The sequence below is a fragment of the Nitratireductor lacus genome, assembly GCF_056431025.1.
This window is the reverse complement of sequence record NZ_JBWKMB010000008.1, coordinates 113,639-135,257: the sequence shown is the minus strand read 5'-3', so window position 1 is coordinate 135,257 and position 21,619 is coordinate 113,639. Positions and strand designations below refer to the sequence as shown.

21 protein-coding genes are annotated in these 21,619 nt (G+C 62.8%); 7 read left to right on the top strand and 14 right to left on the bottom strand.

All coding sequences use genetic code 11. The annotated features are described in order from the left end of the window. The first annotated feature begins 98 nt into the window (after nt 1-98). Nucleotides 99-3,713, top strand: a complete 3,615-nt coding sequence (putA, locus tag AC07E3_RS08840; protein ID WP_478361266.1) for a bifunctional proline dehydrogenase/L-glutamate gamma-semialdehyde dehydrogenase PutA — start codon at nt 99-101, stop codon at nt 3,711-3,713. Nucleotides 3,714-3,838: 125 nt separating this feature from the next. Here the strand turns inward: putA and AC07E3_RS08835 are convergent, their stop codons facing one another. The 6 genes from AC07E3_RS08835 to AC07E3_RS08810 are packed head-to-tail and all read right to left on the bottom strand — an operon-like array spanning nt 3,839 to nt 8,755. Next, nucleotides 3,839-4,738: an energy transducer TonB gene (locus AC07E3_RS08835; RefSeq protein ID WP_478361264.1), complete on the bottom strand. Its 900-nt coding sequence runs from the start codon at nt 4,736-4,738 to the stop codon at nt 3,839-3,841. A gap of 2 nt (nt 4,739-4,740) precedes the next feature. Next, nucleotides 4,741-5,151: an ExbD/TolR family protein gene (locus tag AC07E3_RS08830; protein ID WP_478361262.1), complete on the bottom strand. Its 411-nt coding sequence runs from the start codon at nt 5,149-5,151 to the stop codon at nt 4,741-4,743. A gap of 5 nt (nt 5,152-5,156) precedes the next feature. After that, nucleotides 5,157-5,546: a biopolymer transporter ExbD gene (locus AC07E3_RS08825; protein ID WP_478361260.1), complete on the bottom strand. Its 390-nt coding sequence runs from the start codon at nt 5,544-5,546 to the stop codon at nt 5,157-5,159. Beyond that, nucleotides 5,536-6,243: a MotA/TolQ/ExbB proton channel family protein gene (locus tag AC07E3_RS08820; RefSeq protein WP_336065065.1), complete on the bottom strand. Its 708-nt coding sequence runs from the start codon at nt 6,241-6,243 to the stop codon at nt 5,536-5,538. Before AC07E3_RS08820 ends, AC07E3_RS08825 begins: the two co-directional genes overlap by 11 nt. Before the next feature lie 33 nt (nt 6,244-6,276). Further along, nucleotides 6,277-6,738 (bottom strand): hypothetical protein, encoded by a 462-nt coding sequence (locus AC07E3_RS08815; protein ID WP_065817572.1) that lies wholly within the window; start codon nt 6,736-6,738, stop codon nt 6,277-6,279. A 1-nt stretch (nt 6,739) separates the two neighbouring features. Beyond that, on the bottom strand, nt 6,740-8,755 hold the full coding sequence (locus AC07E3_RS08810) for a TonB-dependent receptor domain-containing protein (RefSeq protein ID WP_478361258.1): 2,016 nt from the start codon (nt 8,753-8,755) through the stop codon (nt 6,740-6,742). A 261-nt stretch (nt 8,756-9,016) separates the two neighbouring features. Here AC07E3_RS08810 and hemP point away from each other — a divergent pair, with 261 nt between their 5' ends. The 5 genes from hemP to AC07E3_RS08785 all read left to right on the top strand — a co-directional run bounded on the left by hemP (nt 9,017) and on the right by AC07E3_RS08785 (nt 13,205). Continuing rightward, nucleotides 9,017-9,217, top strand: coding sequence for a hemin uptake protein HemP (gene hemP, locus AC07E3_RS08805; protein ID WP_007006809.1), 201 nt, complete (start codon nt 9,017-9,019; stop codon nt 9,215-9,217). A gap of 10 nt (nt 9,218-9,227) precedes the next feature. Then, nucleotides 9,228-10,286 carry a hemin-degrading factor gene (locus tag AC07E3_RS08800; RefSeq protein WP_478361255.1) on the top strand — a complete coding sequence of 353 codons (1,059 nt, stop codon included), beginning with the start codon at nt 9,228-9,230 and terminating at the stop codon, nt 10,284-10,286. A 114-nt stretch (nt 10,287-10,400) separates the two neighbouring features. After that, nucleotides 10,401-11,309, top strand: a complete 909-nt coding sequence (locus AC07E3_RS08795; RefSeq protein WP_478361253.1) for a heme/hemin ABC transporter substrate-binding protein — start codon at nt 10,401-10,403, stop codon at nt 11,307-11,309. 1 nt (nt 11,310) lies between these two features. Beyond that, nucleotides 11,311-12,411 carry a FecCD family ABC transporter permease gene (locus AC07E3_RS08790; protein WP_478361251.1) on the top strand — a complete coding sequence of 367 codons (1,101 nt, stop codon included), beginning with the start codon at nt 11,311-11,313 and terminating at the stop codon, nt 12,409-12,411. Beyond that, a complete protein-coding gene (locus AC07E3_RS08785) occupies nt 12,411-13,205 on the top strand; it encodes a heme ABC transporter ATP-binding protein (RefSeq protein ID WP_336065049.1) in 795 nt (264 codons plus the stop codon). Before AC07E3_RS08790 ends, AC07E3_RS08785 begins: the two co-directional genes overlap by 1 nt. A 52-nt stretch (nt 13,206-13,257) precedes the next feature. On the opposite strand, the gene rirA is transcribed toward AC07E3_RS08785, so the two are convergent. Beyond that, nucleotides 13,258-13,719, bottom strand: a complete 462-nt coding sequence (gene rirA / locus AC07E3_RS08780) for an iron-responsive transcriptional regulator RirA (protein ID WP_007006804.1) — start codon at nt 13,717-13,719, stop codon at nt 13,258-13,260. 278 nt (nt 13,720-13,997) lie between these two features. Between rirA and AC07E3_RS08775 the strand changes: the two genes are divergently transcribed. Next, entirely contained in the window at nt 13,998-14,462 is a 465-nt protein-coding gene (locus tag AC07E3_RS08775; protein ID WP_336065047.1) for a MaoC family dehydratase, read from the top strand. 17 nt (nt 14,463-14,479) lie between these two features. On the opposite strand, the gene maiA is transcribed toward AC07E3_RS08775, so the two are convergent. The 7 genes from maiA to eutB form a co-directional block, all read right to left on the bottom strand. Next, entirely contained in the window at nt 14,480-15,130 is a 651-nt protein-coding gene (maiA, locus tag AC07E3_RS08770; RefSeq protein WP_478361248.1) for a maleylacetoacetate isomerase, read from the bottom strand. A gap of 1 nt (nt 15,131) precedes the next feature. Continuing rightward, complete coding sequence (locus AC07E3_RS08765; RefSeq protein WP_478361246.1) at nt 15,132-15,827, bottom strand: fumarylacetoacetate hydrolase family protein; 696 nt, start codon at nt 15,825-15,827, stop codon at nt 15,132-15,134. A gap of 82 nt (nt 15,828-15,909) precedes the next feature. Beyond that, entirely contained in the window at nt 15,910-17,283 is a 1,374-nt protein-coding gene (locus tag AC07E3_RS08760; RefSeq protein ID WP_478361330.1) for an aminotransferase, read from the bottom strand. A gap of 45 nt (nt 17,284-17,328) precedes the next feature. Beyond that, complete coding sequence (locus AC07E3_RS08755) at nt 17,329-18,813, bottom strand: NAD-dependent succinate-semialdehyde dehydrogenase (RefSeq protein ID WP_478361244.1); 1,485 nt, start codon at nt 18,811-18,813, stop codon at nt 17,329-17,331. 127 nt (nt 18,814-18,940) lie between these two features. Next, nucleotides 18,941-19,435 (bottom strand): Lrp/AsnC family transcriptional regulator, encoded by a 495-nt coding sequence (locus AC07E3_RS08750; RefSeq protein WP_336065038.1) that lies wholly within the window; start codon nt 19,433-19,435, stop codon nt 18,941-18,943. 2 nt (nt 19,436-19,437) lie between these two features. Next, the gene (locus tag AC07E3_RS08745) at nt 19,438-20,430 is read right to left on the bottom strand and encodes a cyclodeaminase (protein ID WP_478361241.1); all 993 of its coding nucleotides are present in this window, start codon (nt 20,428-20,430) and stop codon (nt 19,438-19,440) included. Beyond that, entirely contained in the window at nt 20,420-21,442 is a 1,023-nt protein-coding gene (gene eutB / locus AC07E3_RS08740) for a hydroxyectoine utilization dehydratase EutB (RefSeq protein ID WP_478361239.1), read from the bottom strand. Before eutB ends, AC07E3_RS08745 begins: the two co-directional genes overlap by 11 nt. Nucleotides 21,443-21,619: the final 177 nt, after the last annotated feature.

Below are 21,619 nucleotides of genomic sequence, written 5' to 3'. Positions count from 1 at the left end.
GCAAGCAATCAGCCCGATTGACTGAATTCGCTGTGCTATGATCGGCGCAAATGCGGTGACGGGAGCGCCGCGCAAGCCATTCCATATTTGAGGACGTCATGCAGAAGAATGCGCCGGAAAAACTGCGAGAGGACATCAGGGCTCACTATCTGGCCGATGAGGCGGAGGCGTTGCAGCGGCTGATCGCCCTAGCCGACCTGTCGAGCGAAGACAGAGGCCGGATCTCGGCCAATGCGGCCGATCTGGTGCGGGCGGTGCGCGCCTCGAGCGACATGCACATGATGGAGGCGTTTCTTTCCGAATACGGTCTCTCGACGCAGGAAGGCGTGGCGCTGATGTGTCTGGCCGAGGCGCTGCTGCGCGTGCCGGACGCAGAGACCATGGACGATTTGATCCGCGACAAGATCGCGCCGCATGACTGGTCCGCACATTCGGGCGAATCCGCTTCGATTTTCGTCAACGCATCCACCTGGGCGTTGATGCTCACGGGGCGGGTGCTCGACGATGAGGGCGAGGGTGTGGAAGCGGTCCTGCGCGGCCTCGTGCGGCGCATGGGCGAACCCGTGATCCGGACGGCCGTATCGCGCGCCATGCGCGAAATGGGCGAGCAGTTCGTGCTCGGGCGCACCATTGAGGAAGCGATGAAGCGCGGCCGCTCCATGGTGGAGAAGGGATATACATATTCCTATGACATGCTGGGCGAGGCAGCCCGCACGGAAGTCGATGCGCTGCGCTATCACAAGGCCTATGCGGATGCCATTGCCGCACTGAAGCGGTATTCCAACCGGGACGACATCCGGGAGAATCCGGGCATTTCCGTCAAGCTTTCCGCGCTTCACCCGCGCTATGAGGCGACGCAGAAGGCGCAGATGCTGCCGGTGATGATCGAGCGGCTGAAAAGCCTGGCCCTTGCAGCCCGCGACGCCCGCATGGGGCTCAACATCGACGCAGAGGAGGCGGATCGCCTCGACCTGTCGCTCGACGTGATCGAAGCGGTGCTGGCGGACGAAGAGCTTGCCGGCTGGGACGGGTTCGGCGTCGTGGTGCAGGCTTATGGCCCGCGTGCGCCCTTCGTGCTGGACTGGCTTTATGAGCTTGCAGAGCGGCTCGACCGGCGCATCATGGTGCGCCTTGTGAAAGGCGCTTACTGGGATACGGAAATCAAGCGCGCCCAGGTGATGGGGCTCGACGGCTTTCCGGTCTTTACACGCAAGGTCAATACGGATGTGAGCTATGTTGCCTGCGCCCGCAAACTGCTTGGCATGACGGATCGCATCTATCCGCAATTCGCCACCCATAATGCGCACACGGCTGCGGCGATCCTCGCCATGGCACCGGACAAGACCCGGTTCGAGTTCCAGCGCCTGCACGGCATGGGCGAAGCGCTGCACGAGACCGTGCGCGGGCGTGAAAACACACGCTGCCGCATCTATGCGCCGGTCGGCGCGCATCAGGACCTGCTTGCCTATCTGGTGCGGCGGCTTCTGGAGAACGGCGCGAATTCCTCTTTCGTGCATCAGATCGTCGATGAGGATGTCAGCGCGGAGGAAATCGCTGCCGACCCGTTTGCAGCTATCGAGGCGAACGGCAAGGCCGCCAACCCGGCCATTGAACGCCCCTCGGAGATTTTCGGGCTTTCCAGGAAGAATGCCCGGGGCTGGGACATTACGGATCCCGTGACCATGGCCGAGCTCAATGCGGCCCGCGCGCCCTTTGCCGCGCCGCATGAATGGGAAGCCAGCTCCATCACGTCGGCAAAGGGAGATGGCGAAAGGCGCGAGGTGGTCAATCCGGCGCGGCTGTCGGAGACCGTTGGCAGGGTACGCGATGCCACGCGGGAGCAGGCGGGCGCGGCGGTGGATATTGCGCTCGGGGCACAGCCCGGCTGGGCGAAGACGCCTGTCGGAGAGCGCGCCGACATTTTGCGGCGAATTGCCGATCTCTATGAGGCGCACGCTGCGGAGTTTTTCGCGCTTGCCACGCGCGAGGCCGGGAAGTCGCTTGCAGACGGCATTGCCGAAGTGCGCGAAGCGGTCGACTTCCTGCGCTATTACGCCCGCGAGGCGCAGCATGTGGAGAGGGAAACGCAGGCACGCGGTGTCATCGTGTGCATTTCGCCGTGGAACTTTCCGCTCGCCATTTTTACCGGCCAGATCGCAGCCGCACTCGTGACCGGCAACGCCGTGATTGCCAAGCCGGCCGAGCAGACGTCGCTGATCGCCGCCCGCGCCGTGACGATGATGCATGAGGCGGGCGTGCCGGCCGACGTGCTGCAGCTTCTGATCGGCGATGGCCCGACGGTGGGCGGTCCGCTGACGGCCGACCCCCGGATCGCCGGCGTGTGTTTCACCGGTTCGACCGAAGTGGCACGGCTGATCGAGCGCCAGCTTGCCGACAATGCCGGCCCGGACGCGATGCTGATCGCGGAAACGGGCGGGCTTAACGCGATGATCGTCGATTCCACCGCACTGCCCGAGCAGGCCGTGCGCGACATCGTTGCCTCGGCCTTCCAGAGCGCCGGTCAGCGCTGCTCGGCCCTGCGCATGCTCTATGTGCAGAAAGATGTGGAGCATCGGGTGATCGAGATGCTCAAGGGCGCGATGCAGGCGCTCAGCATCGGCGATCCGTGGGAGGTTTCGACGGATGTCGGCCCGGTGATCGACAGTGAAGCACTCGACACGATCGGCGGCTATGCACAGCAGATGTCCGACAAGGGGCGCCGGATCGCGGCGCTCGATGTGCCCGATGGCGGGCGTTTCGTGGCGCCATCCGCCTTCAAAGTGTCGGGAATCAACGAGCTCGAGCGCGAAATCTTCGGGCCGATCCTGCATGTGGCGACATTCGAGGCGGATGACATAGACAGGGTCATTTCTGATGTAAACGCAAAGGGTTATGGCCTGACCTTCGGGCTTCACACGCGGATCGATGCCCGTGCGCAGCACGTGATCGACCGGGTGCATGCCGGCAATATCTATGTGAACCGAAATCAGATCGGTGCTGTCGTCGGCTCGCAGCCCTTCGGCGGCGAGGGGCTTTCGGGAACGGGTCCCAAGGCCGGTGGCCCGCACTATCTGCGTCGTTTCCGGCGTGGTGCGGAGACTGCTCAGGGCGCGCCGTCAGGTGCCGTGCTTGCCGCCGATGCGGTGAGCCGTCTCCTGCCTGCGATGGACGCAAAGTGGACAGGGCGTGCAGACAGGCTCCCGGTCCTGCGCAAGCTCCTGCGTGGCAGGGCACAGGAAGCGATGGCAGCCTCGGCGGCGCTGGATCAGGGGCCTCTCGATCTGCCGGGGCCGACGGGCGAGGCCAACACGCTGATGCTGACGCCGCGCGGTCGTGCGCTCTGTCTGGGCGCTGAGGAAGAGGTTCTTCTGGCGCAGGTCGTGCAGGCACTGTCGGCCGGAAACGCGGTGCTCGCAGTGCACCCGGAGGCGCGCCGCATTCTCAGGCCGCTGCTCGGGCAGGGGCTTCCGCTGGAGGCAGCCGATGGCACCGTGGCTCCGGAGACACTTGGCGCTCCCGGCATCGATCTGGTGGCCGCCTGTGGCGGGGAAGAATGGCTGCGGGACCTGCGCCGGGCACTTGCCGGGCGCGAGGGGGCGATTGTCCCGCTGATCGTCGAGCCGATCTATCCGGCCGCCTTTGCCCATGAACGCGCCATCTGTGTCGACACGACGGCGGCCGGCGGCAATGCGAGCCTTTTGGCTTCGGTTTAGAGCAATTCCAGGAAAAGTGGCTACCGGTTTTCCGTCCGGAACTGCGCAAAAACGATAAGATGAAGCGCTACAGCTTGACACTCTCCACCGCGCAGCCCGATGGCTGCGCGGACGGTCTGGCGCGATCAGCGGCGGAAGGCCAGCGGAACGGTAAAACCCCAGCTTGAACGTCCGGCTTCATCCGGAATTCGGGGGAAGGGCGCTGCGCGGCGAACCGTCTCGAGGGCAGCCTGGTCGAGGATGCTCGAGCCGGAACTGCGGACAATGCGGATGCCGCTCACGGAACCGTTCCGCGCGACCGTGAAGCGTACGCGGACCTCGCCCTTGAGCCGCTGGCGTTTCGCCGCGCTCGGATAGCGCAGCGAGCGCCGCAGTTTCGAGACGACCTTGCCAGGATAGTTGGAGACGCGCGCATTGCCGCTTTGTGTGGCGCGCGCGACCTGCCGGCCCTTGGAGGCCTGACCGGCATTCTGCTTTCCGGAGGTGGTTCCGCGGCGCGCGTCCTGTGTGTCGCGGCCCTTTGAGCCGGCGTTGCGCTTTTTGGGCGGTGCCTTTTTGGCCCTCTGGACCTGCTTCTTCTCGACCTTTGGCTTGGGCGGCGGTGTGTAGGCGGGGCGGGGCGTTGGAACCGGCGCTTCCGAGAGCGCTGCCACAATCTGCGCGTTCTCAACCGGCTCGACAGCCTCTGCTGTCTCTGCCTGCGTCACCTCGGTAACGGGTTGCTCGGCCTCCACGATCGGGGCAGGGGCTTCGTCAACCATGGTTTCGACCGGTGCCTCGGGCTGCACCTCGCTTGCCGTTTCGGGCTGAACCGGCTCTGTCTCCGGCTGCGATTCCGGCACGACTTCCTCGGTTGCTTCACCGGCGGCGACCATATCGGCAAAGGCGTTGCCGGCGATAGCGATTTCCGTAGAGCCGCCACCGGCGATCTCGACGTCTGTCGGGCGGCTCATCACATAGACTGCCGCCCCCGCGTGAAGGCTTAACGATACGGCCAGCGCTACGGCCCATTTCCATGCCCGCATTTTCATTCTGCCGTACGTTCCGTGATGATGCTGATCCTGCTGGCACCGGCTGCCTTGAGGGCGCCGACGATGTCGACGAGTTTGGCGGCCGGCAGGTCGCGGTCCGCTGCCACCTTGATCTCGAGTTGTCTTGCAGCCTCTTCACCAAGGGTTTGTGCGCGCGCGAGCATGAAACCCTGCGCATCTGTGGCTGAACCGCGCAGGCGCATCTCACCCTCTTCGGTGACGAACAGCGCATTCGGCGGCTCCGACGGATTGGCCTCGACGGTCGAGATCAGGCTGACATCATTGTCGAGCGGCGGAGCCAGCGTGCCGGCAACGAGGAAAAAGATCAGCATCAGGAAGACGATGTTGATCAGTGCGATCGTGCTTTCCCGCTGGCGGGGCTGCTTGGGACGGGCAAGGCGGAGCATGGGGATTACCTCGCGACGGAAAGGTTGAGTTCGGTGTTGCGACGAATGTTCTCCACCGCCTCGACCAGTTCTTGGGATGTAAGCTCGCCGCGCACCAGGAGAACGGCGGTTTCCGCGCCGGCTTCCTTCAGGCGTGCGAGTTCGACGATGGCTGCCTCTTCGGCGAGCATCTGGCCATTGACGCGCCAACCCGCCGGATCATCGACGCGGATCAGCACGTCCGGCGGCTTGCCGCCGGCAGAGGCTGACGCCGGCCCGCCGGAAATCTCGACCCTGGCGAAGCGGGTGAAGGTCGAGGTCAGCATGAAGAAGAGCAGCAGGAGGAAGATCACATCGATCAGCGATGTGAGCGACAGGGGCTTTCTCTTCCTGACCGCAGCCGCGTCAATGCGCATAGCTCTCACCTGTCACCAGCCGCGGCGCGGCGGGATCTGCCGACGTCGCCTGTTCTTCCGCTTTCTCTATCGACGCGTGGGACAGAACGGTTGCGGTCATCGTCTCGATGGCGACCCGCTCGTTTTCGATGCGTGTTTCGAACCATGTGAGAAGGAGCGAAACGGGCATGGCAACGGCAAGGCCGCAGGCCGTGGTCAAAAGCGCCACCCAGATGCCACCGGCGAGCAGTGACGGATCCACCGAATTTCCGGCTTCCTGCAGCTTCTGGAAGGCTTCGATCATACCAAGAACCGTGCCGAACAGACCGAGCAGAGGGGCAACCTGGGCGATGGCGTCGAGCGCGCGAAACCCGCGTTGCAGATCGTGCAGGCGGCCAAGCGCCAGGCGGCTGACCTCGTCTTCCACGGCACCCTTGTCGGCTTTTGCAGCGGCAAGCCGCATGGTGGTTGCGAGCGTTTCCTCCAGCGGTGAACGCGCATTGGCAAGCATCGAGCGTGCTTCGCCCTGATTGTGGTGGAACCAGGCATGGAGCGCGCGGTTGGAACGCCCGTGCCGGCCGACCCGCTCGCGCTGAAACTGCATGAATTTCAGAAGGATGAGCGCCAGAGCGAAGACCGACAGAACAAGCAGGATCGCAACGACGGGGCCGCCGAGCCTGAGAAAGGAGCCTATGGAAGAGATGACGCCGTCGAACATTGGGGCATTCCTGTGGGGTTTGTTTTGCGAACGTTATTTGCCAAAGGTGACCGTGCTGCGGCTGGTTGCCTCCAGCCGGGCAATACAGTCGCCGGGCTCGAGCCCATCGCCTTCGCAGGCCGAAGCGTCGTTGATCAGGACACGCCCGATCGCATCGCAATCGGCATCGGCGAGGTCGAACCGCCGCACCTTGGTCTTCTCGTTGGGCAGTTCCTGGAAGTCGAGGACCAGAAGCCGGTCAACGAGGCCTTCCTTGTTGAACAGGGCAATCTCGTAGGCTGCCCTGGCGATATCCCTGCCCATCGCATTCTCGACCACGAATGCGATGCGGCAGCCCTTTTCGCTTTTCTGCAGAGCGTTGAGCTCCAGCTTGATCGCGCCGGTGGCGGGCTCCTGCGCGGCCCCTGGCAGGGTTGCTGCCAGGGTGCCGGCCACCGCCAGCGCGATACGGCCAGCGGTGGACAGAAGAGAAGACGGAAGTAATCGAGACGGCATTTTATCCTCCAAAACGGACGGTTGCGCCGAGCTTCACGGTCAGGCCGGGTTGTGCATGCATACCATCGGAGACGTCAACGATCGGCAGCACGTAACGCTTATCGAAAAGGTTGTCGACGCGGAAATCAAACCGGAGATTCTCATTGGGCTGATAGTTCGCATAGAGATTCACCAGCGTATAATCCTCGGCGAAGGTCGTGCCGCTGGGGGCCTTGTTGAACTGCACCTCGCCACCGAGTGTCAGGCGGCGTTCGAGAAAACGCATGCCGCCATCGAGCGTGACGCTGGCTGAGGGAATGGTCGTGAGGTCCGAACGCACGCCATCCCTGTCCGTCTGATGACCGTCGATGACGGAGATGCCGAGACCGGCGAAATAGCGCCCGGCATCGTAGCGGCTTTCGAGTTCGAAGCCTTGGATTTCTGCCGCATAGACGTTCTGGTACTGCGCGCACATGGTGTGGCCGAGGCTGGCGCATTCGCTGCCTGGAATTGCCGGGAAAGTGGGGATGGTGATGTAGTCGTCGATGTCGTTGTGGAAATAGGCTGCCTTGAGCCGCAGCGTATCTTCTGCATTGAAGATTCCGTCGGCCTTGTAGTTTATGCCCGCCTCCCACGTCTTGCCGGTCTCCGGCCTGAGGTCGGGATTTGGCAGGAACGCAAAGCTGAAGCCGGGGAAGGAATGGCCGCCGGTGATGTAGGCCTCCGACGTGTTGGGTGCACGGTACCCTTCTGCATAGGAGCCGTAAAACTGCAGACCGGAAAGCACGCCCTCCCTGAAGGGGGAAACGCCAACGCTGAGGCGGGGGGAGAACCGGTCGCCTGAATTCTTGTCGGAGGCCTCCAGCTCGTAGGAATCGTAGCGCAGCCCGGCGACGACTTCGAGCCAGTCATAAGTGAGCTTGTCCTGAACATAGGCGCCCCAGACCCTGCGGGTGCCGGTCGGGTTGTATGTGTCGGAGCCGCCTGACGCCGCATTCGAGGTGAAATCGTCATAGACCCAGTCGCCGCCCACTGTCAGTTCATGGGCGACCATCCCGGTATCGAAATAGGATGTGTTCCAGATATCGAAACTGGTTGTTCTGAGGTCATAGCCCGATGTGCCGGGGCGTCGGCCCGTATCGGTCTGGGTTAGATCGATGCTGTTGACCGCACCCTTGATGTTGAGATTCAGCCACTTCTCCTCGGCGTCGGAGATCTTGAACTCGCCCGTGAACGTGTCGCTGTCGAGCCGGTAGTCCCGGGTTGCCGTCGAAGACCAGTCGTCGCGGGATCCGGTCCAGCCGAGCGTCAGCTCACTGTTCTCGGTCGGTCTGACGGTTCCCTTGACATGGCCGCTCAGCACGTCGAAGCCGGAGTTGTCGACGCGTGAACCATCGCCATCCTTGTAGTCGCCATAGTCGCGCCAGACGATGTTGCCGAGAATGGAGGCAGCTTCGTTGAAGCGATAGGCGCCGATCGCGCTGGTGGTCCAGCCGGAACCGTTCGATTCATAACGCCCCGTGAGCGACAGCGCGTAATTCTCGTCGTCACGCAGGAAATCATCGGGCTTCTTGGTCTCGAAATAGACGACGCCGCCAATCGCGCCTGAGCCAAACGTGTTCGCGCTGGGGCCACGGATGACGTCCACCTGCTGAACGAGCTGCGGGTCGAGCCAGAACATGCGGGACACTTCATGGCCCGCCTTGTGGAAATTCTGGCGGGCGCCGTCCACGATGACGGAAACGCGTCCGGCGTCCTGAAGACCGCGAATGTTGATGTTGCTGACCGCCGGCCGCCCATCCGAGTAGACTTTGATTCCAGGAACGCCGAAAAAGATGTCGTTGGCGTTTGTCGCCATACGGCGTTCAAGCTCCTCGCCGCTGATCTGGCTCACGGACGCCAGTGATTCGAGTGCGCTTTCGTCTGTCCTGCTCACCACCGTTATGCGGTCGAGAAGGGTGACCCTGCCTGACGGCTCCGACAAAAGTACGGGCGCTTCCTGCGCCATGGAATTCATCGACAGGACCAGCGTCGCCATTGATGTTCCGCACAGCAAACCAAGGTTCGTGTGTCGCATGTAACTCGGCATATTCGAGATTCTCCAGCAATCAAACACAGCAATTTGCCGGCTGGCGCTGGCTTGCCGACGATTATCCGGCTAGGAAATTTATCTTGATTATTTCACTCCGGTATTGCGGTGGCTATAAAATATGATAAGAAAAGTCAAGAAAGCGAATGGCAGAAAACATGCTGTCGATGTGAGCCCAAGCCAGTGACCTGAAAATGGAGGTTCTTTCCAATGAAGACCTATTTGTCGATCGACCCGCGCGGACAGGCAGACATACAGCATCTGGCCGTCAGGCAAGGCGGCGTTACGCCTGACCGGACGATTTCCAGCACGGACCTTTTCGGCGGGCGGCGCGAAATCGGAATTGAGCATCACGGTGCTTATTACCGGTTGAAGATTACCCGTCAGGGAAAGCTGATTCTTAACAAGTAGGTTTTGTGGAATGAATGTTCAGACAGTATGCGCGCCCGAGGCGATCAGGCGCGCCCGTGACGAAAATCCCAAGATGCGCGAGCGGGACCTGGCGATGACGCTGGGCATTTCGGAGGCCGAACTGGTGGCCGCGCATGTAGGCCATGGCGTGACCCGTATCGAGCCGCGCATGTCCGATCTTCTCCCGGCCCTCGAAGCTGTAGGGGAGGTGATGGCCCTGACGCGCAACGAAAGCGCCGTCCATGAAAAGGTCGGCGTTTACGAGAAGATCACCGTCGGCGCACAACATGCGCTGGTTCTGGGCAGCAACATCGACCTGCGCATATTTCCCTCCCGCTGGGCCTTCGGCTTTGCGGTGGAAAAGCGCGACGGTGACGATGTGCGGCGCAGCCTGCAGTTCTTCGACCAGGCGGGTGATGCCGTGCACAAGGTGCATCTGAGGCCAAAGTCGAACCTCTACGCCTATCAGAAACTCGTCGAGGATCTGCTTCATCCGGACCAGCAGGCTCCGCTTGAGGTTCAGGCAGAGAAAATCATCGAGGAAATTGTCTCCGACGACCTGCCGGCTGCCGACGTGCTGCGCGAGCGCTGGAGCACGATGACGGATGTGCATCAGCTCTTCAACATCCTGCGCAAGCTGAAACTGACGCGCCATCAGGCCGTCCACCTGATCGGTGAGGACTACGCCTGGCGGCTGGAGGACGAAGCCCTGACACAGATGCTGCATCAGGCGGTGCGCGAGACGGTGCCGATCATGTGTTTCGTCGGCAGCAGCGGATGTATCCAGATCCATACGGGCGCGATCGAAACAGTGAAACCGATGGGACCATGGATCAACATTCTCGATCCCGGTTTCAATCTTCATCTGCGAACAGACCACGTGAAGGAACTCTGGGCCGTTCGCAAACCGACCAGAGATGGCCATGTTACCTCCATGGAGGCTTATGGCGCCGACGGACAGCTGATCGCCCAGTTCTTCGGGGATCGCCTCGAAGGACATGCCGAGCGAAGCGACTGGCGTTCCATGGTCGAAGGCTTGCCACGGCGCGAATGCCGGCAGGTGGCCTGACTGACCTTCCTGGACGGGGAGCCTCGCTCCCTGTCCTCGTCTGGTGAAATCAATTGATTGGACTGTCCCGTGCACTACGGAAATCGGGCCGGGAACCAGGGAGACTGGCGGACCATGCGTGAAGCGTTTTCTTCAGTGACGCGAAGAGGGTCGGGGCGGCTTGTGGTGAGTGCGCTCATAGCTCTCGGTGCAGCATTCACTCCCGCCGTTGCGGACGAGGCCATTCAGCCGTTCTCCGACGCCTCGAAGCTGGTGACGATCGGCGGTGCCATTACCGAGATCGTCTACAGCCTCGGCGAGGAAGAGCGGCTTGTCGCGCGCGACACGACGAGCACTTATCCTCCAGAGGCGGAAGAACTGCCCGATATCGGCTATATGCGCGCGCTTTCCCCTGAAGGCGTGCTCTCCGTCGAGCCGAGCGCCATACTGGCCATGGAAGGAAGCGGGCCGGTGGAAACGATGGACGTGCTTGAGACGTCTGGCGTCCCCCTCGTAAAAGTTCCGGAAGGCTATGACCGCGAGGCAATCCTGCGCAAGATTCGCGTGGTTGGCAGCGCTCTGGGCGTTGAAGATAAAGCCGAGATGCTCGCACGACGTGTAGAGGCTGATCTCGATGCCGCCGAAGCAGAAGCGCAGAAGCAGGCTGACGGGAAGCGCGTGCTTTTCGTGCTCAGCATGCGGGGCGGACGGATCATGGCCGCGGGCAGGAACACGACCGCAGACGGCATCATCCGCATGGCCGGCGGGGTCAACGCCATGGACACGATGTCCGGCTTCAAACAGGTGACCGACGAGGCCGTGATTTCGGCGGCTCCGGAGGTGGTCCTCATGATGGAGCGCGAGGGGCACGGAGGGTGGCCGGATGTTCTGAAACACCCCGCTTTCGCCAGCACTCCGGCCGGAAAGAACGGAACCCTGATACGGATGGACGGTTCCTATCTTCTGGGCTTCGGCCCACGGACCGCAGGCGCGGTGCGCGATCTGGCCAGCGCTCTGAACGGTTCGGAAACGGTGACCGAATAGCATGGCGTTACGTGACAATGCCGCACTGGCGCTGCGATGGCGCTGGCATGTTGATACGGGTGGTGACCGTTCGGCGCGAGCACGGCTGGTCATTCTGGCCCTGATCCTTCTTTACGCGCTTCTTTTTCTGTTCAGTCTTGGCTCGGGTGCATCCGATACGTCATTCTGGGCGGTGCTTTCGGGGTGGCTGGGCGGCGGGGCGGATGCCCTCTCGCTGCGCGACCGTGTGGTCATCGGCGACATCCGCCTGCCGCGCGTCGTGCTTGGAAGCCTGATCGGCGCATCGCTGGCGGTTTCCGGCGCTGTCATGCAGGGGCTGTTTCGCAATCCACTGGCCGATCCGGGCATTGTCGGTGTGGGCTCTGGCGCGGGGCTCGGCGCCATCACGGTGATTGTGCTCGGCAACACGATGCTTGCTCCGGTGATCGGCATGTTCGGCATTTATGCTCTGCCGCTGGCCGCTTTCTGCGGCGGGCTCGTGTCGACCCTGCTCCTCTACCGGGTGGCGACACGGCGCGGGCAGACATCGATCGCCACCATGCTTCTTGCCGGCATAGCGCTTGGCGCGCTGGCAGGCGCATTGTCGGGCATGCTCGTCTACGTCGCGGACGATCAGGAACTGCGGGACCTGACCTTCTGGGGGCTTGGTTCTCTGGCAGGGGCCACCTGGGCGAAAATCTGGGCTGCCGGACCGATCATCCTTGCAGCCCTTGCTGCAGCACCCTTTCTGGCGCGCGGGCTCGACGCGATGGTTTTGGGCGAGGCGACCGCCAACCATCTTGGCGTGCGGGTTCAGCGGGTAAAAAACTCCGCCATTCTGGCCGTCGCGGCGGCGACGGGCGCTTCGGTTGCCGTGGCCGGCGGCATCGGTTTTGTCGGCATCGTTGTGCCGCATCTTCTGCGTCTGACCATCGGCCCCGAACATCGCTACCTGCTGCCGGCTTCGGCGCTTCTGGGGGCGAGCCTGCTTCTGGTGGCCGATGCGATCAGCCGTGTTGTCGTGGCACCAGCGGAACTGCCGATCGGAATCGTCACGGCGACGCTCGGTGCGCCGTTCTTCCTGTGGATATTGCTGCGCCAGAGGGGGATTCTGGATCTGTGATGGCGATCGATGTCGATGATCTTTCGGTGCGGGTCGGGCGCAGGCTCATTCTCCGCAATGTGACGCTGTCTGTGAAGCCGGGCACTGTGACGGCCATTGTCGGGCCCAACGGATCGGGCAAGACCACCTTTCTGAAGGCGGTATCCGGCGACCTGCCATATGATGGCGATGTGCGGATCAATGGCGAAGCGCTCCGGCACATGCAGCCATGGCAGGCTGCCGCGCATCGGGCCGTTCTGCCGCAGGCAAGTTCGCTCTCGTTCCCCTATACGGTGCGCGAGGTGGTCAAGCTGGGGCTTCTGGGCGGGCGGTCGGGCGCGGGCCCGGCCGAGCAGGCGACGCTTCCCGAAATGGCGCTAGAGCGCGTTGATCTCGCAGGATTTGCCGGGCGTTTTTACCAGGAGCTCTCGGGCGGCGAACAGCAGCGCGTCCAGCTCGCCCGTGTGCTCTGCCAGGTCTGGAAACCGGTGCTCGACGGCAGGCCGCGCTATCTTCTTCTCGACGAGCCGGTTTCAAGCCTCGACATCAAGCATCAGCTCATCATCATGGACATTGCCGCCGGGTTTGCTTCTGCCGGCGGCGGTGTGCTGGCGGTTCTGCACGATCTCAACCTCACCGCACGCTTTGCCGATCAGGTGGCCATGATGCATCGCGGGACGGTGGTCGCAGCGGGAACGCCTGCCGATGTGTTCAACGACCGGCTTGTGTCCGACGTGTTCGAGTGCCGGATTCATGTGGGCGTTCCGCCAGGTGGGGATATTCCCTATGTGCTGCCACAGTCAGCGCAGCTTTAGCCAACGGGCATGTCCCCAGGAGGGGACCGTCTGCGTACGGTCCTTCCTGAGCCTAGCGTGCTGCTACACGCTCGGGTAACTCGTCAAGACCGAGCCGTAATCGCATGTCCGGCTTGCCGACGGCGAGATCGCTGATCGTATAGCCGGCCAGCACTTCGAAGAAGGCGTTCAACGCCTTGCGCAGCGCTTCATTGAGGCCGCAGCTTTCGACCAGCGGGCACTCGGCATCGTCATTTTCAAAGCACTCCGCCATGGCGAAATTGTCCTCGGTGACGCGCACGACATCGAACAGGGTGATGTCGCCGGCCGGTTTAGCCAGACGAACACCGCCATGACGTCCACGCACGGTCTCGACAAAGCCGTGCTCGACAAGCGGCTGCAGAATCTTGAACAGGAACAGGTCGGACAGGGAGTATGCCTCAGCGATGTCCGAGATGCGGCTGAGCCGGCCCTCATTGGCGGCGCAATACATCAGAATCCGGATTGCATAATTGGTTTGTCGCGTTAGGCGCATAACAGTCCTTTCACATATCGTTCCCGCAATATGGCTTATTGTTTAGAATAATTCCAGAGTGAGTCGGCTTAAATCTGATAAATCTAATCAACTTTATGCAGGCAATCGCTGAGTTGCGCAATTTCACGCATGCGCGCTTTGCCTTGTTATTCGTGCTGCAATGCACAATATTCGCGCGACAAATGTGGGAACCGGCCAGCGGGGAAAGCGCAGCCATGCTCGCTCTGACGGCTCAGACCGGGTTTTGCAGACGAATTCATTTCAGAAAGGCATAGACGATGAACGCGCATGTTCTGGAAAATGAGATCGGCGGCGGCACGACCGTTTCCGACTGGGTGGTTGTCGACCAGTCGATGATCGACCGTTTCGCCGATTGCACCAATGACCACCAGTGGATCCATGTGGACCGCGAGCGCACGGAGCGCGAAAGCCCGTTCGGCAAGCCGGTGGCGCACGGTTTCCTCACGCTGTCGCTCTTATCGAGCCTGTCTTACGACTGTGGCGCGTGGCCGGTGCATCTGGGCACGATCATCAATTACGGCCTCGACAGGCTGCGCTTTCTGGCGCCGGTGAAGGCCGGCAGCCGCGTGCGCCTGCGCACGACGCTGAAAGGTGTCGAGGAAAAGGCGCCCGGCCGGCTTCTCGTGCGTCATCACGGCGAGGTGGAGATCGAGGGCGAGGACACGCCCGCGCTCGCAGCCGAAACCATCATCATGCTGATTCTGGAGGAAAAGGCCGCCTGAGCGGCCTTCCGGTTGAATTATTCCGCGTCGGGCTGGTTCATCGGCGCGGCCTTCCGGAACGCTTCCTGCTCCATGCAGGCGTCGTTGATGCGCTGGATGACGGGATAGGGCGTCATGTCGACGTCGAAGCGCTTGTTGTTGGTAACCTGACCCACAAGGCAGATATCGGCCATGCCGGGCGTATCGCCGTGGCAGAAAACGCCGGTCTGCGGGCTCTCGGCGAGCATCTTTTCAAGCGGTTCGAACGTGGCGTTCACCCAGTGGCGGAACCATGCGCCGACTTCTGCGTCGTCTGCGCCGTAACGCTCTTTGAGCGCGTTCAGAATGCGCAGATTGTTCACCGGATGGATTTCACAGGCGATCATCTGGGAGAGCATGCGAACCCGCGCCCGGCCGTGCGCATCCGCGGGCAGGAGCGGGGGCTCGGGCACCGTCTCGTCCAGAAACTCCATGATCGCCATGGACTGCGCGATCATCGTGCCGTCGCTCCACACCAGCGCCGGCACGAGGCCCTGCGGATTGACCGACAGATAGGCCTCGCCGCGATGCTCGCCGTGGCGCAGATGGTGGGCGGCATAGCGATAGTCGATGCCCTTCATGGCGAGGGCTATTCGCACCCGGTAGGAGGTGGAGGAGCGGAAGTAGTTGTGCAGAACGACTTCGCCCATATCAGGCCTCGCCAATGGTGATGGCGATCTCGCCGACGCCGTCAACGCCGCCTTCAACGTGGTCGCCCGGCTGGAGCGCGCCGACGCCGGCAGGCGTTCCTGTGTAGATCAGATCGCCGGCCTTCAACTCCATGGCCTGGCTGCACAGGGCGATCACATCGGCCACCGGCCAGATCAGCTCGTCCAGATCGCCTTCCTGGCGGATTTCGCCATTGACGGCGAGCCAGACGCGGCCCTGCGACGGGTGACCGGTCTCGGCAACAGGCACGATAGGGCCGCAGGGCGACGAGCGGTCGAACGCCTTGCCCCAGTCCCAAGGGCGGCCCTTCTTCTTCGCTTCTCCCTGAAGATCGCGCCGCGTGAGGTCGAGCCCGACCGCATAGCCGTAGACATGGTCGAGCGCATCGGCCGGATCGATGTCGCTTCCGCCCTTGCCGATGGCGACGACCATTTCGATCTCGTGGTGCAGGTCTTTGGTCAGGCTGGGATAGGGGATCACCGTGTCGGTATCGACCACGGCGTCAGCGGGTTTGCTGAAGAAGAATGGCGGCTCGCGCTCCGAATCATGGCCCATTTCGCGGGCGTGGGCGGCATAGTTGCGCCCGACGCAGAAGATGCGCCGCACGGGAAAGCGCGCTTCTTCGCCGGCAACGGCAACAGAGGGCTGGCGGGCGGGCGGAAAAACGAAATCGGCCATGAAATTCTCCCAGATAACTGCGGAGAAGAGATGGCCGAATTGACGCTCCGGGGCAAGGCCCCGAAGCGCCGGAGATTGGGTATCAGGCCTTGAAGACGGTCTTCACGGCCTTGGCGGTCGCATCGACGATCTTATCTGCCTCTTCGCGGGTCAGGCAGAGCGGGGGCGCAAAGCCCAGAATGTCGCCCTGCGGCATGGCGCGGCCGATGACGCCCTGTTCGAGAAGGGCTGCGGCCATCTGCGGGCCGATCTTCTCGGAAGCGTCGAAGAACTGGCGGTTCTCACGCTCCTTCACGAACTCGACTGCACACAGCATGCCTTCGCCGCGCACTTCGCCGACATGGGCGTGGTCGCCGATGGCGTCACGCATCGCGTTGACGAAGTAAGCGCCCGTCTCGCCGGCATTCTTGACGAGGCCGAGCTTGTCGACCAGTTCGAGATTGGCGATGCCGGCAGCCGCACCGATCGGGTGGGCCGAATAGGTCCAGCCATGGCCGATGGGGCCGTTTTCGTCCGTGCCGCGCTCAAGCACCTCCCACATCTTCTTGCCGACGATGGAGCCGGAAAGCGGCGCATAGGCGGAGGTGAGGCCCTTGGCGATGGTGATGAGGTCGGGTTCCATGTCGTAATGGATGGAGCCGAACATGGAGCCGAGGCGTCCAAAGCCGGTCACCACCTCGTCGGCGACGAGCAGGATGTCGTGCTTGCGCAGCACTTTCTGGATCGCGGCCCAGTATCCGGCCGGCGGCGGCACGATACCGCCCGTGCCTAGCACAGGCTCGCCGATGAAGGCGGCGATGGTGTCCGCGCCCTCGCGCTCGATCAGCGCTTCGAGCTCGGCCACGCAATGGGCGGTGAACTGCTCCTCGCTCATGGCGAGGTCCGGGCGGCGGTAGTAATAGGGCGCTTCGGTGTGAACCACCTGGGCCAGCGGCAGGTCGAACTTCTTGTGGAACAGCTCAAGGCCGGTCAGCGAGCCGGTCATCAGGCCGGAGCCGTGATAGCCGCGCCAGCGCGAGATGATCTTCTTCTTCTCGGGGCGGCCGAGAATGTTGTTGTAGTACCAGATCAGCTTGACGTTGGTTTCGTTGGCGTCGGAACCGCCGAGGCCGAAATAGACCTTGGACATGTTCTCCGGCGCGCGGTCGACAATCATCTTGGCGAGCGTGATGGAGGCTTCCGTGCCGTGGCCCACATAGGCGTGGTAATAGGCAAGCTCCTTTGCCTGTTCGGCAATGGCGTCGGCGATCTCGGTGCGGCCATAGCCTACATTGACGCAATAGAGGCCGGCAAAGGCATCGAGCAGCTTCTTGCCGTCGCGGTCCTCAATGTAGACACCATTGCCGCCGGTCACGATGCGGTTTGCGCTTTCGCCGCGCGCATGCTGGGCCAGATGGGTCGAGGGGTGGAAGAAGGCCTCGCGGTCCCACTGGTCGAGTTGGTCGTTCTTCAACAGCATGTCACTCTCCTGTTCGTCTCAAACTGTGTCATTCAGCGCTGCTCAACCGACGTTGCGGCAGACATATTTGATGTTGGTGAAGGCTTCCAGCCCATGGCGGGAGCCCTCGCGCTCGAGGCCGGCCTGCTTGACCCCGCCAAAGGGGATGGGCGCGCCGGTGATCTTGGTGCGGTTGACTGCGACCATGCCGAATTCGAGACCGCGCGACAGGCGGGCAATGCGGCTCGGGTCCTGCGAGTGCAGATAGGCGGCGAGGCCCGTCTCGGTGTCGTTTGCCTTTTCCAGCACATCCGCCTCGTCATCGAAAGGGGTGAAGGCGGCAATCGGGCCAAACGTTTCCTCACGGAAGATGAGTGCCGTTTCGGGCACGTCGGCCAGAACCGTAGGTTCGAAGAAGGTGGGGCCGTGCCGCGAGACGTTTCCGCCCGTTACCAGACGTGCGCCTTTTGCGAGCGCATCTTCAACCTGTTCGGTCTGCTTGGCGACCGCACGCTCATGGATGAGTGGGCCGATATCGGGGTCGCTGAGGCCATTGCCGACCGTCAGTTCCTCGACCCTGCGGGCGAATGCGGCGACGAAGGCGTCATAGATGGGGCGCTCGATATAGAAGCGGTTGGCGGCAAGGCAGTCCTGCCCCGAGGTGGCGAACTTTGCCGAAATGGCGCTCTCGACCGCGTGGTCGAGGTCGCAATCGGCAAAGGCGATAAAAGGCGCATGGCCGCCAAGCTCCATCACCAGACGCTTCACGGTCGGTGCGGACTGCGCGTAAAGCAGGCGGCCGATCTCGGTGGAGCCGGTGAAGGAGACGGCGCGCACACGGTTTGAGGCCGTCATCGCGCCCACCACTTCGGCGGCCTTGCCGGTGAGCACGTTGAAGACGCCGGCAGGCACGCCGGCGCGCTCGGCCAGCTCGGCAAGGGCGAGTGCGGAGAACGGCGTCTCGGAAGAGGGGTGTGCGACCACGGTGCAGCCGGCGGCAAGCGCTGCCGCCGCCTTGCGGGTGAGCATTGCAGAGGGGAAGTTCCACGGCGTGACAAGGGCTGCGACACCCACCGGCTCGCGCGAAACCTGCATGTCGGCGCCCGGCAGGTGCGAAGCGACGCTCTCGACCGAAACCCGTTTGGCTTCCTCGGCATAGAAGGAGACGAAGGAGGCGGCGTAATCGATCTCGCCGCGCGCTTCCGAGAGCGGCTTGCCCTGTTCGAGAACCATGAGATGGGCGAGGTCCTCTTTTGCCGCGACGATCAGATCGTGCCAGCGCATGAGGATCTGCGCGCGCTCCTGCGGCAGAAGGGCCGCCCAGCCGGGAAAGGCTGCGTGAGCCGCTTCGATCGTTTCCTCAACCTGCTCTGCGGTGAGTGCCGGAACGCAGCCGAGCCGCGCGCCATCGGCCGGGTTGTAGACATCTACCACCGGGTCGCCGGGAGCGGCGATCCAGTGACCGTTCGCATAGGCGTATTCGCGGAAAAGACGCGGATCGGCGAGATCGGAAAGGGCAGTTTTCTGAAGGGCTGCAATAGCGGACATCGGCTCACTCCCAGGCGGATTTCCAGTGTTTGGATTGACTGGAATTATGCCGTTCGGGCCGCCAAATTTTCCGTCGATCTTGGCAGGGCGCACCGATGTTTCTTCTGAACTTCGCAGCCCGCGCCCGCTATTCCTTCTGCGGATCGGCGTTGACCAGAACCTCAAGCGGGAACGCGCCCGGCTGCTTCACCGGCTTGGTGACGATGTAAGTGAAGTAGCGCGCCAGCCCGACATTCATGTCGAGAAGCCGGTCCACCAGCCGCTGATAGGTGTCGATGTCGCGGGCGATGATCTGCAGGATATAGTCGAAACCGCCGCCGACGGCCCAGCAGCCCGTGATTTCATCGATCTCCTGAACGCTGCGCTCGAATCGCTGGAAATCCTCGGCGCGATGGCCGGCGAGCTCGGCGGCCATGAAAACTGCAATGTGGGGCGTGAGCTTCGCTAGCGCCACTTCAGCGCGGTAGCCGGTGATGATGCCCGCCTTTTCAAGGCGCTTCAGCCGCTCCCAGCAGGGGGCGGGCGTGAGGTTCACGCGTTCGGCCAGCGCCGCCTTGGAGATGCGGCCTTCCCTTTGAAGGATACCGAGAATCTTGAGATCGCGATCGTCGAGCTTGAGCATGGTCAGCTCTGGATCGTCGTCCCGGCCCCCGCTGTCAAGGCCCGGGCGCGCGCAAAACTGGCGATGGCCGTGTCCTGCGCGCCCGTTCCGGTGAGGTCGCAGATGGTGATCTGGTCATCGCTGGTGCGACCGGTTCTGGCTCCGGAAACGATGTCTCCGAGTTCCGCCGGCGTGCCGCCATTCCAAGCGCCGGCGCGAATCGCGGCCGCCAGTTCACCGAGTTTTTCGCACTGGCTCACCCGGTCGGACACATAGAGATCGGCGCGGGCAAGAGCCGTCGGCTCGATCTCGTTCTTGCCTTCCTGGTCGGAGCCCATGGCGGTGATGTGCAGGCCCGGATGCAGCCAGTCGGCCATCAGAACGGGATCGCGCGCGGGCGTGGTGGTGACCACAAGCTGGCTTTCGGCGACGAGGCGGGCCGGGTCCGTCTCGGCATTTGCGTCGATGCCAAGGGTTTTGGCCAGATCGGCGGCGCAGGCTTTTGCCTTTGCCGCATCGCGGCCCCAGACGAGAAGGCGGGAGAAGGGGCGCACCTGATGGGCGGCGATCATTTGCAGACGGGCCTGCACGCCGGTTCCCATGACGCCGGCGGTCTCGACATTCGACGGAGCCAGATGGCGGGCGGCGACGGCTCCGGCGGCGGCGGTGCGCACATCGGTGAGAAAGCCATTGTCGAGCAGAAGCGCTTCCACGAGCCCGGTTTTCGCCGAAAACAGGATCATCAGGCCGTTGAGGCTCGGCAGGCCGATTTTCGGATTGTCGAAGAAACCGGGGCTGACCTTGATGGCGAACCCGTCGAAACCGGGAATATAGGCGGTTTTCACATCCACCTCGCCGTGAACCTGCGGAATGTCCATGGAGAGGATGGGTGGCATGATAACGTCGCCCGAGGCGAGCGCGCGAAACGCGCTTTCCACCACGTCGATGGCTTCGACGTCGAGCCGGACGGCCTTGCGCAGATCGGCTTCGGTCAGGACAAGAATATCATGCGGCATGGGGCGCTCCCTTGATGATTGTGTCGCCGAGCGCGACGTCGCGGCCACAGACAATGTCGGTGAAGACCTGCATGTCGACATTGCGCCCGGTGATGAGTGTGGCGGTGGGGCCGGGCCTGCTGGCGATCTTGCCGGCCATGAGGGCGGCAGCACCGACGGCGCTCGCCCCTTCGCACACCAGACGGTCTTCGAAATAGTGGGCCTGCACGGCGCGATAAATCTCTTCCTCGGTGACAAGCACGACATCGTCGAGATGGTCGCGGCAGAGCGCGAAGGAATGGCGGTTTTCGAGCCCGATCCCGCCGCCGAGCGAATCGGCAAGGCTTGCCACTTCGGTGACGGCGACCGGTTCGCCGGCGGCAAGCGAGGCGTGCATGGCCGCACCCCGCTCCATGGTGATGCCGATGACACGGATCGAAGGCTTTATCGTCTTCAGCGCGAAGGCGATGCCGCCGGCGAGCCCGCCGCCCGAAAGCGGGATAAGCACGGTCTCAAGATCCGGCCTCTGTTCCAGAAGCTCAAGTCCGATCGTGCCCTGACCGGCGATGACCGCGAGGTCATCAAAAGGGGAGATTTCGCAAAAACCTTCTTCATCGGCGAGGCGGCGGCTTTCGACCTGTGCCTCGTCCTGGCTGGCACCGATGATGCGGGCCTCGGCACCAAGCGCCCTGATGCCGGCGATTTTCGCCTCCGGCACCAGCTTCGACATGCAGATTACGGCGCGCAGGCCACGCGCGCGCGCTGCATAGGCGACCGCGCGGCCATGATTGCCGGTCGAGCAGCAGGTGACGCCGGTGGCGTCGTCGGGCAGGCTGAGGACCGCATTGGCGGCACCGCGCAGCTTGAAGGCGCCGCTTGCCTGTCCAATCTCGAGCTTGAGGAGGACGTCATCTCCTGTAAGACGGCTGAGAAAGGGCGACGGCGGGAGAGGCGTGTTGAGCGATGCAATGTCCCTGATCCGCCGGCGGGCAGCCAGAATATCTGCCAGCGCGAGCGTGGCCCTGTGGCTCATGAAACTCTCCCGGATTGTCTGCGAGGCAGCGTGATGATTTTGATTTGTACACAACATCTTTAGCTCGGGAATAGAAGCAGCGACATTCGATGTCGTTTTCCTGCGATTCCAGCTATTCAAAATGTGATGATGGATTAGTTGTACACAAGGTTGCGAATGCCTTTCCGGTGTACGGTT